The organism is Pandoraea pnomenusa, from assembly GCF_000767615.3.
Taxonomy (GTDB): domain Bacteria; phylum Pseudomonadota; class Gammaproteobacteria; order Burkholderiales; family Burkholderiaceae; genus Pandoraea; species Pandoraea pnomenusa.
The window spans coordinates 4,029,710-4,045,412 of the sequence record NZ_CP009553.3 but is presented as its reverse complement, the minus strand read 5'-3'; the positions used below and the strand labels follow the sequence as shown (position 1 = coordinate 4,045,412).

The window sequence follows — 15,703 nt, the reverse complement described above, 5'->3', positions numbered from 1 at the left end:
GCACATGCACCGGCTCGCGGGCGCCGGCGCTTCATGCGCGCTCGACAATATGTCGTAACAGACGACGCGCCGCCCGTTCGTCGTCAGGCGGAACTTTTGTTCACGAATCGATTCTTCTGATCCATGCTGATTCATCCTCAATTCGACCCGGTCGCGATTCATCTCGGCCCGCTCGCCATCCGCTGGTACGGCCTGATGTATCTGGTCGGCTTCATCCTTTTCCTGCTCGTGGGCCGGCTGCGCGTGCGCCAGCCTTCCATTGCCGCGCAAGGCTGGAAGGCGCAGGATCTCGACGACATGCTGTTCTACGGCGTACTCGGCGTCATTCTTGGCGGACGGCTGGGCTATGTGTTCTTCTACAAGCCGGCGTTCTATCTGGCGAATCCGCTCGACATCTTCAGGGTGTGGGAAGGCGGCATGTCGTTTCACGGCGGCTTTCTCGGCGTACTCGTCGCGATGTGGCTGTTCACGCGCCGTCGCGGTCAATCGCTGCTCGCGGGCACCGATCTCATCGCGCCGATGATTCCGCTCGGCCTCGCCGCCGGCCGTCTGGGCAACTTCATCAATGGCGAGCTGTGGGGCCGCGTGACGTCGCCCGACTCGCGCTTCGCCATGCTGTTCCCGCAAGCCGCCGCGGAAGACGCCCAGTGGGTGTTCGCGCATCCGCAGGCGATGGCCGATCAGGCCATGGCCACCGTGTTCGCCCAGTTCCACGGCCTGCCTCGCTATCCCTCGCAGTTGTTCGAGTTCGCGCTCGAAGGCGTGGCGCTGTTCCTGCTGCTGTGGATCTTCGCGCGTCGTGCGCGTCCGATCGGTGCGGTCTCGGGCATGTTCCTCGTCGGCTACGGGACGTTCCGTTTCCTCGCCGAATTCACGCGTGAGCCGGATGCCTTCCTTGGTCTGCTCTCGTTCGGCCTGTCGATGGGACAGTGGCTGTCGATGCCGATGATCGTGGCGGGCATCGCCATGCTGGTGTGGTCGTACCGCCGCCGTCCGGTGGGGTCGCCCGCCTGACACGCCCCCGTCGGGCATCGAACACGAACCAAGGGCCGCCGGAGTTTCGCTCCGGCGGCCCTTTGCTTTGCGTGCATGACACGACGTCGGCACCCCGCCGGGCGCTAACTCGCCTTGCGCTCCAGGGCGCGCAACGAGGCCATCAGATCCGCGAATCGTTCGCCCTGCACGGTGACGTGCCCACGCAGATGCTCGGACGCGGCGTCGGCGTCGCCCGCTTCGATGGCACGAAACACGGCGTCGTGTTCGGAGAAGGACTGGTGTGGCCGATCGCGCACGCGAAGCTGCAGGCGACGATAGACGCGCAGACGCCGGTGCAGTTGCAATGCCGTTTCCTGCAGATAGGCGTTGTGGCTTGCTTGATAGATGAGCGCATGGAAGTGCGCATTGACCTCGTAATAGGTGTCGATGTCGCGCGCCTCGGCGGCCGCGCGGCTGGCCTCGTGCGTGGCGCGCAGCTCGGCGAGTTCCTCATCGGTGATGCGGCGCGCGGCGAGCCGTCCGCACATCGACTCGAGTTCCGCCATCACCTCGAACATCTCGCACAGCCGCTGCGGGTCGATCTGGGCGACAACCGCACCCCGGCGAGGCCGGATCTCGATCACGCCTGACGACGCCAACTGAATCAGCGCCTCGCGCAGGGGGGTGCGCGACACGCCGAACGCGGTGGCGAGTTCGACTTCGTCGAGGCGCATGCCGGGAGGGTACTCGCCTACGGCAATCTTCTCCTCGATCGCCTGTCGCAGCGCTTCGGATCGCTTCGGTTTTACCGTCATGACGCTCTCGCTCGGTCCGGATTCGGCCCCGTCGATAGGGGAGACATGGAATGCATGGCTGTCAAAGTAACGCGCGCGCCCCGGCTTGAAGATCGGGGTTTACGCGAAAAATGTATTTTTTAATCGGCCAATTTGTATACACGATTTTCGTTTAACTATACGATTTCATTCCGAGAGCGGCAACTCGCGCCCTCGAAACGTCAAAAAAACAAGCAGTCATCCGTACATGCAGTGCCGGTGGGCCGGTGATGCACCCGGGGCGGGTTTTGCGACTCGCGTCGGGAGATGTCAGCACCTGGCTTCGCCGGTTCATCACTGACACAAGTGACAGGAGACGCCATGGAGACAAACCATTCCCCGCTTCGGCGGCAACTCATGCTCGGTGCCGCTTCGGCGCTGGCGACCGGCGCGATGGCCGGTCCGTGGGGCAGTGCATTCGCGCAGTCCGGCCCGCTCAAGATTTCCCATCAATTCCCCGGCGGCACGCTCACGGAAGGTGACTTCCGCGACCGGCTGTGCCGCAAGTTCGCGCAGGAAGTCGAGAAGCGCACCAACGGCGCGCTGAAATTCCAGATCTATCCGGGCAGCTCGCTCATGAAGACCAACGCGCAGTTCTCCGCGCTGCGGCGCGGCGCGCTCGATCTTTCGCTCTACCCGCTGCCCTATGCGGGAGGCGAGGTTCGCGAGCTCAACATCGGTTTGATGCCTGGTCTGGTGACCTCGTACGCGCAGGGCGCCGCCTGGCGCAACGGCGAGATCGGCAAGGTGCTGACCAATGTGCTCGCCGAGAAGAACGTGGTGATCGTGAGCTGGGTCTGGCAGGCGGGCGGCGTGGCCAGCCGGGCCAGGCCGCTTGTGACGCCCGACGACGCCAAGGGGCTCAAGGTGCGCGGCGGCAGCCGCGAGATGGACATGATGCTCAAGGAGGCGGGGGCGGCCGTCATTTCGTTGCCGTCCAACGAACTCTACGCGGCCATGCAGACGGGCGCGATGGATGCGGCGATGACGTCGTCGACGAGTCTGATGTCGTTCCGTCTGGAAGAGGTCTCGAAGCACCTGACCACGGGGCGCAACAAGTCGTACTGGTTCATGCTCGAGCCGCTGCTCATGTCCAAGCAGGTCTTCGACAAGCTGCCCAAGGACCAGCAGCAGGTGATCCTGCAAGTGGGCGCGGAGCTCGAGGCGTTCGGCACGCAGGCCGCCAAGGCGGACGATGCGCAGATCGCCAGCGTCTACACGAAGGCCGGCGCCAAGGTCTATGACCTCGACGAGGCCACGGTAATGAAGTGGCGCGAGATTGCCGAGCGCACCGCGTGGAAGGATTACGCGAGCAAGTCGGACACCTGCGCGAAGCTGCTCGACCTCGCCAAGAAGGTGCCTGCATGAGCGGGGCTGCCGTGAGCGCGGAACCTGCGGTGGCGCGCACGCGCATGTTGCGGCGGCTCGACGCCTGGCTCCAGGGCGTGAGCCGTTTGCTGATGGCCGTGTGCATGGTGGCGCTCGTGGGGGCCGCGCTGGTGCTGAGCTACAGCGTGTTCGCCCGCCATGTGCTCAAGCTCGCCACCGACTGGCAGGACGAAGCCGCGGTTTTCCTGCTGGTGGGGGCGACCTTCGTTTCCGCCGCTCACGTGCAGCATCTGCGAGGACACATCGGCATCGAGGCGATCACCACGCTGCTCTCGGCGCGCGTGAATCGCGTGCGGCGCTGGGTGGTGGACATCGTCACCTTCGCCTTTTGCGCCTTTTTCGCGTGGAAATCCTGGACGCTGTTCTGGGAGGCCTATGTCGACGGCCAGACGAGCAGTTCGACGTGGGGGCCGCCGCTGTCGATTCCCTACGGGTTGATGGCCTTCGGCATGAGCCTGCTCTCGGTGCAGTTGCTGTTGCAGGTGGCCATCGGCGCATGCGAGCTGGGCCGGCATGACGGGGGGCGCGCGCATGGCGTGGACGCCGCCGCGCCAACGAAGGATCGGACGGGAGGCCATGCATGAGCGAGCTCGGTATCGGATTGCTGTACGGGGGCGCCACGCTGGTCGTCATGTTCTCCGGCATGCCCATTGCGTTCGCCCTCGGGGCGGTCGCCGTGGCGTTCATGTTCGGGTTCATGCCCGCGTCTTCGCTCGACACGATCACGCAGAACGTCTACGAGGAGATGGCCAGCATCACGCTGCTGTCGATCCCGCTGTTCATCCTGAAGGGAGCGGCCATCGGCAAGTCGCGTGCCGGACAGGATCTGTATCTCGCGCTGCACGCGTGGATGCGTCGAATTCCCGGGGGGCTGGGCATTGCCAACGTGTTCGCCTGCGGGTTGTTCGCGGCCATGGCGGGCTCGAGTCCTGCGACATGTTCGGCGATCGGCAGCGCGGGCATTCCGGAGATGCGCCAGCGCGGCTACTCGCCGGGCTTTGCCGCCGGGATCATCGCCGCGGGCGGCACGCTGGGCATTCTGCTGCCCCCGTCGATCACGATGATCCTGTACGCCGTGGCCGCGGAGCAGTCGCTGGGCCGCCTGTTCCTCGCGGGGATCGTCCCCGCGCTGCTGCTCGTGGGGTTGTTCTCCTGTTACGCGGCGTGGCGCTACCGGCGCGAGTACGGAGCGGCGCAGGCGGCGCTCGCGCGCGATGGCACGCCGTCGCCGTTTCCCGCCGAGCCGCCGGCAACCCTGCGCGAGAAGCTGGCGCTGCTGCCGCGCGTGCTGCCGTTCGTCACGCTGCTCATCGGGGTGATGGCGGCACTGTACGGCGGCTATGCCACGCCGTCGGAGACGGCCGGACTTGGCGGCCTGCTCGCGCTCGCCCTCATCGCGGTGATCTACCGGATGTGGACGCCGCGCCAGATCGCACCGATCCTGACCGGCACGCTGCGCGAGTCGACCATGCTCATGTTCATCATTGGCATGTCGCTGCTCTACTCCTACGTGATGAGCTATCTGCACATCAGCCAGTCCGCGGCGCAGTGGATCGTGGGACTGCATCTGTCGCGCTGGGTGCTGCTTACGGCGATTTTGCTGATGGTCGTGGTGCTCGGCTTCTTCCTGCCGCCGGTGAGCATCATCCTCATGACCGCACCGATCATCCTGCCCCCGCTGCGCGACGCCGGCTTCGACCTCGTGTGGTTCGGCGTGGTCATGACGATCGTGATGGAACTGGGGTTGATCCATCCGCCCGTGGGGCTCAACATATTCGTCATCAAGAACACGGCGCCCGATATCGCCTTGCGAGACATCGTCTGGGGGGTGCTGCCGTTCGTGGTGCTGATGGTGCTTGCCGTCGTTCTCATCTGCCTGATGCCGGGTCTGTCGCTGTGGCTGCCCGATCAGCTGATGGGGTGAAGTGTCTTGCCATGTGAGGAAACGTCATGAAGGATGCGCCGCTGATGTCTGCCATGTCCGCTGTATTCGCTACGTCGGCCTTGTCCGCGCCGGCTTCGTCGGGTGCCTCCGGGGCCATGGCGTCGTCGGCGCCGCCGCCCGCCCCGAGCCGCACGTCGCCCGAGAGCGTGTCGGAGGTGAGCGCGCCAGTGCCGTCGCCCAAGCCCTCGCTGGGCGAGCGGCTGGGCCAATGGTTCGGACGCGGCGGCAAGTCCGGCGGACAAGGCGGTGGCCCGAAAGACGGCAAGGACGGCAAGATCGACGCGGCCAGACTTTCGCCGCGAGCGGAAAATGCGCTGCGGCGTCAGCTGTCGCAGTGCCTCTCGGCACGTCTGACCGACTCGGCCGCGAACGAGGCTGCGCGCGACTTCATGACGCGCTACGACGCCGCCTCGCCCGAGGAGAAACTGGCGCTGCTCGGCGTCGTTGCCGACATTTGCGCGAACGACGGACATGCCGGCGCCGACGCAAGCAGGGACGGCGCCAAGGAGGGCGAGGGCGCGAGCGTCAAACGCACCGCCGGTGGGCTGGCGGGGGCGCTGGGCAGTGCCCGAGTGCGTTTCCTCAAGCGCTTCAACGCCTTGCCGGACGGCCTGCCCTTTCTCGTGCGCTGGCGCGCGGACATGCTTCGCCACCGGGCGGCATTGCCCGGACTGGCTTCGCTCGAAGAGGATCTGGGAAGTCTCTTTTCGACGTGGTTCGACGTCGGCCTGCTGGAGCTGCATCCGATCACGTGGGATTCGCCCGCGTCGCTGCTGGAAAAGCTCATGCGCTACGAGGCGGTGCACGAGATTTCGTCGTGGGCCGATTTGCGCAACCGACTCGACTCGGATCGCCGCTGCTACGCGTTCTTCCACCCGCGCATGCCGCGCGAGCCGCTGATTTTCGTGGAAGTGGCCTTCGTGCCCGACATGGCGGCCGACGTGCATTCGCTGCTCGACGAAAAGGCACCGCTCGAGGACCTGCGACGGATTCGCTGGGCCATCTTCTATTCGATCTCGAACACCCAGCCGGGACTGCGCGGCGTGAGCTTCGGCAATTTCCTGCTCAAGCGCGTGATCGACGAACTGCAGGTGGACTTCCCAAAGTTGCGCAACTTCGCCACGCTCTCGCCGATCCCGGGGTTCAACGACTGGCTCCGGCAACTGAATGCATCGGCGCTCGCGCAGGTGCTCGGCCCGAAACGATGCAAGCTGCTCGCGCAGGACGACGCGCTGGCCGGCGACATCACGGGCGCGCAACTGATGGCGTGGCTGCAATCGACGCCCGAACGAAAGGGCGGGCAGGCGCTACAGCGCACGCTGGGGGAATCGCTGGCGGCGCACTATCTCGCGCGCGAGCAGGTGCGCGGGCTGCCGCGCGATCCGGTCGCCCGCTTCCACCTGGGCAACGGCGCGCGCGTCGAACGTATCAATTGGCACGCCGACCTGTCCAGGAAGGGCGCGAAGCAATCGTGCGGCATGATGGTCAATTATCTCTACGAGCCCGACGAGCTCGACGCCAATCTGCAGCGCCTGATCGACGGCGAGCCCGCGCTCGGGCGCGCCGTCGCCCGTTTGCTTTGATCATGACGACTTATCGATGCCGGCATCGGCGCAATGGAGACTCCCGTGAGTGAAGTGCTGCGCGACGACAGTTCGCTGGACAAGGGGTGGGTTACGCTCACGCTGTCGAATCCCGGCAAGCTCAATGCGATTTCGGTCGCGATGTGGCGCGCGTTGCGCGCGCACGTGCAGGCGCTGGACGACGATGCGCGAGTGCGGGCCATCGTGATTCGCGGCGCGCAGGGCAACTTCGCCGCCGGCGCCGATATCGAGGAATTCCCCGCGGAGCGCGGCAGCTACGACACGCTGCGGCGTTACCACGGCGAGATCATCGGGCCCACGCTCGATGCGCTGGCGCGCTGCCGGCATCCGAGCGTGGCGCTGATCGAGGGCGTTTGCGTGGGCGGCGGGCTCGAGATCGCAACACACTGCGATCTGCGCATTGCCGGGCAGGGCGCACGATTCGGCGTGCCGATCAACAAGCTCGGCTTTCCGATGGCCCCTGGCGAACTGCGCGGTGTGCTGGCGCTTGCCGGACGCGCGGCGGCGCTGGAGATTTTGCTCGAAGGGCGTGTGTTTGATGCCGCGGAAGCCCGCGAGAAGGGCTTGCTCACGCGGGTGGTGGCCGACGACGCCGTCGAGGAAGCGGCCTATGCCAGCGCCCGGCGCCTTGTCGCCGGGGCGCCGCTCGCCGCGCAATTGAACAAATGGCTCATCGCGCGATTGTCGCCGCCCGTGCCGCCGTTGTCCGAAGCCGAATGTCAGCAGGCGTTCTCGTATTGGGACTCGCACGATCACCGTGAAGGTGTCGCCGCCTTCCTCGAAAAACGTCCGCCCGATTTCCAGGGGCGATAGGCGGGGCCCGGTGCGACTCGATCCCGTGTTTCCTTTTCATTGGCTTTTTCAGGGGGGATCACCCCCGGCTTTCACCCAGGCTATTCTCCAGTTCTCCTTATGACGCAAGACGCCAACCTCTATCGACGCTTCGCCGAACGTTTTCCCGCCGACAGATCGGCATGCGCGATCGAAACACCCGAAGGGCTGTATTACAGCTGGGACGACATCGAGCACGCGAGCGCACGGATCGCCAATCTGCTCGCGAGCCTCGATCTCGCGCCGGGCGCGCGCGTTGCCGTGCAGGTCGAGAAGTCGCCCGAGGCCTTGTTGCTGTACCTTGCCACGCTGCGCGCCGGCCTCGTCTACCTGCCGCTGAACACGGCCTATCGGGAAAGCGAGATCAGCTACTTCGTCGGCAACGCGGAGCCGGATGTGGTCGTGTGCAGCCCGGCGAATTTCGGCTGGGTCTCGAAGATCGCGTTCACCAACGGCGCAAGGCACGTCTTCACGCTGGGCGACGATCGCACCGGCTCGCTGCTCGAGCGCGCGGCCTGGTTCGGCGACACGTTCGACACCGTGCCGCGCTCGCCCGACGATCTCGCCGCCATCCTCTACACCTCGGGGACCACGGGGCGCAGCAAGGGCGCGATGCTCTCGCACGGCAACCTCGCAAGCAATACGCGCGTGTTGCACCGGTTCTGGGGCTGGGGCGAGCGCGAAGGCGGCGACGTGCTGCTGCACGCACTGCCCATCTTCCACGTGCACGGACTGTTCGTTGCGAGCCATGCGGCGCTTTACTCCGGCAGCAAGATGATCTGGCTGACGAAGTTCGACGCCCGCGAGGTGCTGCATCAGCTCCCGCGTGCCACGGTCTTCATGGGGGTGCCGACGTTCTACGTGCGCCTGCTCGCCGAGCCCGGACTCGATCGCGACGTGTGTCGCAACATTCGCCTGTTCATTTCCGGTTCCGCACCGCTGCTGCGCGAGACGTTCGAAGCGTTCCGCGAGCGAACGGGGCACACCATCCTAGAGCGCTACGGCATGTCGGAGACGGTGATGCTTGTGTCGAACCCCTATCACGGCGATCCGGCAAGCGTGCGTCGCGCGGGGACCGTCGGGGTGCCGCTGCCGGAGGTGACGGTGCGCATCGTCGGCGACGACGGTGCGCCGATCGCGCAAGGCGAGATCGGCCACATCCAGGTCAAGGGGCCGAACGTGTTCGCCGGGTACTGGCGCATGCCGGAGAAGACCGCGGAGGAATTCACGCAAGACGGGTTCTTCAAGACCGGCGACGTCGGCAAGGTCGACGAGGACGGCTACGTGCACATCGTCGGCCGCTCGAAGGATCTCATCATCTCCGGTGGATACAACGTGTATCCGAAAGAGATCGAGGGAGTCATCGACGAGATGGCCGGCGTGGCGGAGTCGGCCGTGATCGGTGTGCCGCATCCCGACTTCGGCGAGGCCGTGGTGGCCGTGATCGTGCCGCGCGCCGGTGAGCCAACGCCCGACGAGCGTACCGTCATCGATGCGCTCAAGCAGCGCATCGCCAACTTCAAGGTGCCCAAGCGCGTTCATTTCGTCAGCGAGTTGCCGCGCAATACGATGGGGAAGGTGCAGAAGAATCTGCTGCGCGAGCAGTTCAAGTAAGCGCGTTGCGGCACGGTGCCCCGGTCGGCGCTAACACGTTGTGCTGCCTGCAACGATGTGTGGCGCGACGTGGTGGCGGCGTCCGGCACAAAAAAACCGCCCTGGAGCACAGGGCGGTTTTTTGTTGGCAGCGTCCCGCGAGCGGACGTCGCCTCGTCGTCGCGCTGCGGACTCAGCGCATCTGCACGGTGCCCGACACGGTCACGGTGACCTGCGTCTTGCCGCCTTCGAGTTGCATCGGCGGCGCGGCGTCGGCACTGGCGCTCATCGCCATGGCCTTCATCGCATACGGACGCGGCATGACCGGTGCGTTCGCCCCGACCTGCACCTGACGGATCGTGTAGCTGCTGTAGCCGAAGGCCCTGGTGTTGCTCTGCGCCTGATCGCGGAACGCCTGGATCGCCTGGTTGGTCAGCTCGGCCTGCGTCTTCTCCTGCGCTTCGCGCGAGAGCGAGAACGACACGCCGTCCATTTGCATCTGCGTGGAAATCTGGCTGGCCAGACGCGACGCGGCGCCGAAATCCTTCGACGTCATTTGCAATTCGGTACGCCCGCGCCACGCGGTGATCTTGCCGTCGCGGTTCGTCGTCGGATAGAGGGATACGTTGCCGGTCTGCACCTGCACGCCGCTCTGACTCTTGGCGATCGACATCGCGCTGTTGGCCTTCTGCGTGAGATTGCGCGAGACGGTGGCCGCGTCGGGCCCCTGTTCCTGCGCCGACATCGTGATGTGAACGGTGTCCTGTTCGACTTCCTTCGTGGCGTGCGCTTCGAGACCCAGTACACCCGAGACCTGACGGTTCATGTCGTCACCCGATTGAGCGTAGGCCACATTGGCGGCGGTCGCGATCAGAAGCGCTGCGGCGAGAGATTTGCGCATAGGTATTGTCCTTTTTCGTATGTGAGTTCGCGTCTTGGCGGCGAACGTTTGACCGGTCGTCGACGGCATTCGCGATACGAGGTGCGCAAAACGTACGGCACCGCACCTGATTACGTGCTATGCGTATGTCGATGACGTTATAGAGACGCTATCGCAGCAATTTTGGTTCCCTCCTCCCGCGTCATGCGCTAAGTAAGTGCTTGCTGATAAATTTCCAATGGGCCGGCGACACCGGTGTGATCGAGAGGCGATTGCCACGGGCGAGGACCAGCATGCCGTCGAGTTCGGGCGTCTGGCGCATTTCCGTGAGCGGCACCAGTCGCGTCTTGCGATCGAGCTTGACGTCGACGAGCAGCCAGCGCGGTGATTCTGGCGTCGACTTGGGATCGAAGTAGGGGCTCTTGGGGTCGAACTGCGTGGGGTCGGGATACGGTGTCGAGGCCACCGTTGCCAGGCCGGCAATGCCGGGCACGGCACAGCTCGAGTGATAGAAGAGCACGCCGTCGCCGACGCGCATGTCGTCCCGCATGAAATTGCGCGCCTGGTAATTGCGCACGCCGGTCCATGGCAGGATCTGATTCCGGGCGTTGGCGAGGTCGTCGATGCTTGCCTCTTCGGGTTCCGACTTCATCAACCAGTAACGTTGCGTCATGTCTTTTTGATGAGTAAGTGGGCGCAACGGGAACAAACATCGCGCAAACGTGCCCGAAGGCCGTGCATTTGTCATCAATGATTTGCCGCGCTGCGATATTAGGCCAATTCCTATACTATGCCTTTGTGATCTTCGTGTGACGTTTCATGTGGCGAATGGCATGCCGTTCGTCGCGCCTGCGCTCAACCCCCTACGCCGATAGGAGAGTGTGTCATGGCAGCAGAGCCGTCTGTTCGAAACAACGCATTTATCTTCTACTCCCTCGCCACGGTGTCGTTCATCGAGACCAGCGTTCCCGAATTCGTCTCCACCCTGAACCAGATGTACGGCGACGACGCCGAAGTGACCGCATGGCTGCGAGATACCTGGCTACCCGAGGAAGTCGAGCACGGGCGCCTCGCCAAGGATTACATCGCGCGCGTCTGGCCCGAGTTCGATTGGGAGAATGCCTACGATGCCTTCATGGCGCGCTACAAGCCGCGGTGCGACGTGCAGTACATGCGGCCGTCGCTGGCACTGGAGGCATTGTCGAGGTGCGTCACGGAGACGCAGACCGCCATGATCTATCGATGCCTCGAATCCTACATGCCGGTCGAGGAACTCAAGCGAATGATGCACAAGCTGAGCACCGAGGAGGTGGGCCACTACCGCTACTTCCGCAAGACGTTCGACCGGTACAACGCAGTGGAACAGCATGGGGTGATCAGCCGGTTGCGTACCATGGTGGCACGCAGCGAACTCGTGCGAGATGAGGACATCGCCTTCGCCTTCGAGCCGCTCAATCGTTTCTGGCGCACTGACCCGCCGTTCGAGACGCTGACGTGGGAGACATTCCTGGAGATGTCCGGCGACGTCATGAAGCAGTACATGCCGGTGGAGGCCGCGACGCGCATGATGTTCAAACCGCTCGAGACCGGCTCATGGTGGCGGGATCGTCCGGTCAAGGCGCTCATGGCGTTCATGGTGCGGCGTCAGTATCCTCAGCTCGGCAGCGAGGCCTGACGGCGGATCGAGGGGGCAAAGGCGTCGAAAGGCGTCGAGAGGCGTCGAAAGGCGTCGAAAGGCGTCGCGAGATTGACGGGGCGGGTGCCTGGCGTCGATCTCGCTGCACGCCGTCGATTTGCGCTTTGGCCCGGTGGAAAGCGCTCACGCCGGGGCGCGGCAAGGCCGAAGCGAGAGGCGCAGACGAAAAAAAACCCCGCCTCGGCGGGGTTTTTTCGTAGTCGGCGAACCGTATTACTTGTTCGTGCCGACGACTTCGACTTCCACGCGACGATCCGGTGCGAGGCATTCGATGAGGGCCTTGCGGTTCTTCTGGTTGCAACCCGTGGTGACCGGGTTACGCTTGCCCTTGCCTTCCGTGTAGACGCGGTTGGCTTCGACGCCCTTGCTGACCAGGTATGCCTTGACAGCTTGCGCACGACGCATCGACAGACGGTCGTTGTACTTGTCGGTACCGATACGGTCGGTGTGGCCCGTAGCAACCACAACTTCCAGGTTCAGCGCCTGAATCTTGCTGGCCAGGTCGTCCAGCTTCTGCTTGCCGGCCGGCTTCAGGATGGCCTTGTCGAAGTCGAACAGGGCGTCAGCCTGGTACGTGACCTTTTGCGAGACCGGAGCGACCGGGGTCGGTGCCGGTGCCGGGGCCGGAGCCTGGGCGATGATCGAGCCGTCGCACTTGGCGTTGGCCGTGGCCGGGGTCCAGTAGGCATCGCGCCAGCAGAGCTCGTCCGAACCGTTCTTCCAAACCCACTCGCCGCTGCCGTTCACCCAGTTGTCGTTGACAGCTTGCTTCGAGGCCGCGACCGGACCCGAAACCGTTCCGACGTAGTTTTGAGCCATGGCCGAAGCAGCCATCACTGCGGTAGCTGCAACGATCGCGAGCTTAGCGAATTTATTCATATTTCTCCTCTCGAAATGAGATTCCGCAGGTTTACTGCGAGCCTAGACGACAGAACCAAAGTCTTACATCGCTCGAAGTATAACATCGGCAAGCGCGCGAAAGCGTGGCCCATGCACTTCGAATAATGTCTAACTTATGCCACGGCATTTTGCCATAGCGGTTCCGCCGCCCGCGAGTAAAACCCCAAGTTTGCCGCCCGTCGTGGCGCAGTTGTGGTTTGAGCGCAACACCTTTTGAGGCCCCTCGCCAACCGTTTCATTTCTCGTCGATGTTCGTCGTTTTGGTGTGCCGCAGATCTCTTGTGCGTCGCATCACGCCCGATTCGGATGCCCATGACGGGCATGTTAGAATCACGGGATCATATCGCCGGCAGCCGCCTATCGCGATTAGAGTTTGATAGACGAGAATAATGGATCAGTTCGCCAAAGAAACTCTCCCGATTTCGCTCGAAGAAGAAATGCGGCGGTCGTACCTCGATTACGCCATGAGCGTGATCGTCGGCCGCGCCTTGCCGGACGTGCGCGACGGCCTCAAGCCCGTGCACCGCCGCGCGCTGTTCGCCATGCATGAGCTGAACAACGACTGGAACCGGGCGTACAAGAAATCGGCGCGTATCGTCGGTGACGTCATCGGTAAGTACCACCCGCACGGCGACGCTTCCGTATACGACACCATCGTGCGGATGGCTCAGCCATTCTCGCTGCGTTACATGCTCGTCGACGGCCAGGGCAACTTCGGTTCGGTCGACGGCGACAACGCCGCCGCCATGCGCTACACCGAAGTGCGCATGGCCAAGATCGGTCATGAGTTGCTCGCGGACATCGACAAGGAAACGGTCGACTTCGGTCCGAACTACGACGGCAGCGAGAAGGAGCCCCTGATCCTGCCCGCCCGCATCCCGAACCTGCTGCTCAACGGCTCGTCGGGGATCGCGGTGGGCATGGCCACCAACATTCCGCCGCACAACCTCAACGAAGTGGTCGAGGGGTGCCTGCATCTGTTGAAGCATCCGGATGCCACCGTCGACGAACTGATCGAGATCATTCCGGCGCCGGACTTCCCGACGGCCGGCATCATCTACGGCATTTCCGGGGTGCGTGAAGGCTACCGCACCGGTCGTGGCCGTGTGGTGATGCGAGCGAAGACTCACTTCGAGGATATCGATCGCGGTCAGCGCGTGGCGATCATCGTCGACGAGCTGCCGTATCAGGTGAACAAGCGCTCACTGCTCGAGCGTATTGCGGAACTGGTCAACGAGAAGCGTCTCGAGGGCATCTCCGACATTCGCGACGAGTCCGACAAGAGCGGCATGCGCGTGGTGATCGAGCTCAAGCGCGGCGAAGTGCCCGAGGTGGTGCTGAACAATCTCTACAAGCACACGCAACTGCAGGACACGTTCGGCATGAACATGGTGGCGCTGGTCGACGGCCAGCCCAAGCTGCTGAACCTGCGCGAGATGCTGGTGCACTTCCTTGCGCACCGCCGCGAAGTGATTACTCGCCGCACCGTATACGAACTGCGTCGCGCGCGCGAGCGCGGCCATGTGCTCGAGGGGCTGGCGGTCGCGCTCGCGAACATCGACGACTTCATCGCGATCATCAAGGCCGCGCCTACGCCGCCGATCGCGAAGTCCGCGCTTATGGAAAAGTCTTGGGATTCGTCGGTGGTGCGCGAAATGCTTGCGCGCGCCGAAAGCGAAACCCAGGGCGGTCGTGCCGCTTATCGCCCCGAGGGGCTCGACGCCGACGTCGGCATGCAGGCCGATGGCCTGTACCGGCTGTCGGAGACGCAGGCGCAGGAAATTCTCCAAATGCGTCTGCAGCGCCTGACCGGCCTCGAGCAGGACAAGATCGTCTCCGAGTACAAGGAAGTGATGGCCCAGATCGCCGACCTGCTCGACATCCTGGCGCGTCCCATCCGCGTGACGACGATCATCAGCGAAGAGCTGACCTCGGTGCGCGCCGAGTTCGGCGACGCCCGTCGCTCGACCATCGAGCACAACGCGACCGAACTGGATACGGAAGACCTCATCACGCCGCAGGACATGGTCGTGACGCTGTCGCACTCCGGTTACATCAAGTCGATGCCGCTGTCCGAGTACCGGGCGCAGAAGCGCGGCGGTCGCGGCAAGCAGGCGGCCGCCACGAAGGACGACGACTGGATCGACACGCTGTTCATCGCCAACACGCACGACACGATCCTGTGCTTCTCGAACCGCGGCCGCGTGTACTGGATCAAGGTATACGAAGTGCCGCAGGGTTCGCGGAACTCGCGTGGCCGTCCGATCGTCAATATGTTCCCGTTGCAGGAAGGCGAGAAGATCAACGTGGTGCTGCCGGTCAAGGAGTACACCGAAGATCGCTTCGTGTTCATGGCAACGAGCTTGGGCACGGTCAAGAAGACGCCGCTGGCGGCCTTCAGCCGTCCGCTCAAGAAGGGCATCATCGCTGTGAATCTCGATGACGGCGACGTGCTGATCGGCGCGGCCATCACCGATGGCGCTCACGACGTGATGCTGTTCTCCGACGCCGGCAAGGCGGTTCGCTTCGACGAGAACGATGTGCGTCCGATGGGGCGCGAGGCGCGCGGCGTTCGCGGTATGCAACTGGAAGAAGGCCAGAACGTCATCGCGCTGCTGGTCGCCGAGAACGAGCAGCAGTCGGTGCTCACGGCGACCGTGAACGGTTACGGCAAGCGCACGTCGATCACGGAATATACCCGCCACGGCCGTGGCACTAAGGGTATGATTGCGATCCAGACGAGCGAGCGTAACGGCCGGGTGGTCGCGGCGACGCTGGTCGAGCCGGATGACGAGATCATGCTGATCACGACGGGCGGCGTGCTGATCCGTACGCGTGTGTCGGAAATTCGCGAAATGGGCCGCGCGACGCAGGGGGTGACGCTGATCAGCCTGGACGAAGGCACGACGCTGTCGGGCTTGCAGCGGATCGTCGAGTCCGACGCCGAAGTGGCCGAAAATGGCGACGCGCACGGCGACGACGAGACGCCCGAGGCGGATGTCACGGAGTAATACGGGCGTAACTCGATGTAAGCTACGGGTGCATTGCCCCGAAAAG

Annotated in this window: 13 protein-coding genes; 9 read left to right on the top strand and 4 right to left on the bottom strand. The window is 64.1% G+C overall.

What is annotated here, in order from left to right:
• The first annotated feature begins 123 nt into the window (after window positions 1-123).
• Window positions 124-1,014 (top strand): prolipoprotein diacylglyceryl transferase, encoded by an 891-nt coding sequence (lgt, locus tag LV28_RS42040; protein WP_023597167.1) that lies wholly within the window; start codon window positions 124-126, stop codon window positions 1,012-1,014.
• A 104-nt stretch (window positions 1,015-1,118) separates the two neighbouring features.
• Here lgt and LV28_RS42035 read toward each other — a convergent pair whose 3' ends face one another.
• A complete protein-coding gene (locus LV28_RS42035) occupies window positions 1,119-1,790 on the bottom strand; it encodes a GntR family transcriptional regulator (protein WP_023597166.1) in 672 nt (223 codons plus the stop codon).
• A gap of 339 nt (window positions 1,791-2,129) precedes the next feature.
• On the opposite strand from LV28_RS42035, the gene dctP reads away from it, so the two are divergent.
• From dctP to LV28_RS42005, 6 genes are all read left to right on the top strand, one after another.
• A complete protein-coding gene (dctP, locus tag LV28_RS42030; RefSeq protein WP_031627368.1) occupies window positions 2,130-3,176 on the top strand; it encodes a TRAP transporter substrate-binding protein DctP in 1,047 nt (348 codons plus the stop codon).
• Complete coding sequence (locus tag LV28_RS42025) at window positions 3,173-3,781, top strand: TRAP transporter small permease (RefSeq protein ID WP_023873443.1); 609 nt, start codon at window positions 3,173-3,175, stop codon at window positions 3,779-3,781. Before dctP ends, LV28_RS42025 begins: the two co-directional genes overlap by 4 nt.
• A complete protein-coding gene (locus LV28_RS42020; RefSeq protein ID WP_023597163.1) occupies window positions 3,778-5,121 on the top strand; it encodes a TRAP transporter large permease in 1,344 nt (447 codons plus the stop codon). The genes LV28_RS42025 and LV28_RS42020 overlap by 4 nt, the downstream gene beginning before the upstream one ends.
• Before the next feature lie 116 nt (window positions 5,122-5,237).
• Complete coding sequence (locus LV28_RS42015; protein ID WP_048806851.1) at window positions 5,238-6,725, top strand: malonyl-CoA decarboxylase domain-containing protein; 1,488 nt, start codon at window positions 5,238-5,240, stop codon at window positions 6,723-6,725.
• Window positions 6,726-6,758: 33 nt separating this feature from the next.
• Window positions 6,759-7,559: an enoyl-CoA hydratase/isomerase family protein gene (locus LV28_RS42010; protein WP_081326928.1), complete on the top strand. Its 801-nt coding sequence runs from the start codon at window positions 6,759-6,761 to the stop codon at window positions 7,557-7,559.
• Between the two features lie 99 nt (window positions 7,560-7,658).
• Window positions 7,659-9,191 (top strand): malonate--CoA ligase, encoded by a 1,533-nt coding sequence (locus tag LV28_RS42005; RefSeq protein ID WP_038620287.1) that lies wholly within the window; start codon window positions 7,659-7,661, stop codon window positions 9,189-9,191.
• Between the two features lie 172 nt (window positions 9,192-9,363).
• Here LV28_RS42005 and LV28_RS42000 read toward each other — a convergent pair whose 3' ends face one another.
• On the bottom strand, window positions 9,364-10,071 hold the full coding sequence (locus LV28_RS42000; RefSeq protein WP_023597159.1) for an SIMPL domain-containing protein: 708 nt from the start codon (window positions 10,069-10,071) through the stop codon (window positions 9,364-9,366).
• A 181-nt stretch (window positions 10,072-10,252) separates the two neighbouring features.
• A complete protein-coding gene (locus tag LV28_RS41995) occupies window positions 10,253-10,723 on the bottom strand; it encodes an EVE domain-containing protein (protein ID WP_038620290.1) in 471 nt (156 codons plus the stop codon).
• Window positions 10,724-10,936: 213 nt separating this feature from the next.
• On the opposite strand from LV28_RS41995, the gene LV28_RS41990 reads away from it, so the two are divergent.
• Complete coding sequence (locus LV28_RS41990; protein ID WP_023597157.1) at window positions 10,937-11,725, top strand: hypothetical protein; 789 nt, start codon at window positions 10,937-10,939, stop codon at window positions 11,723-11,725.
• Window positions 11,726-11,959: 234 nt separating this feature from the next.
• On the opposite strand, the gene ompA is transcribed toward LV28_RS41990, so the two are convergent.
• Window positions 11,960-12,625: an outer membrane protein OmpA gene (ompA, locus tag LV28_RS41985; RefSeq protein WP_023597156.1), complete on the bottom strand. Its 666-nt coding sequence runs from the start codon at window positions 12,623-12,625 to the stop codon at window positions 11,960-11,962.
• 410 nt (window positions 12,626-13,035) lie between these two features.
• Here ompA and gyrA point away from each other — a divergent pair, with 410 nt between their 5' ends.
• On the top strand, window positions 13,036-15,657 hold the full coding sequence (gene gyrA / locus LV28_RS41980) for a DNA gyrase subunit A (protein WP_023597155.1): 2,622 nt from the start codon (window positions 13,036-13,038) through the stop codon (window positions 15,655-15,657).
• The last annotated feature ends 46 nt before the right edge of the window (window positions 15,658-15,703 follow it).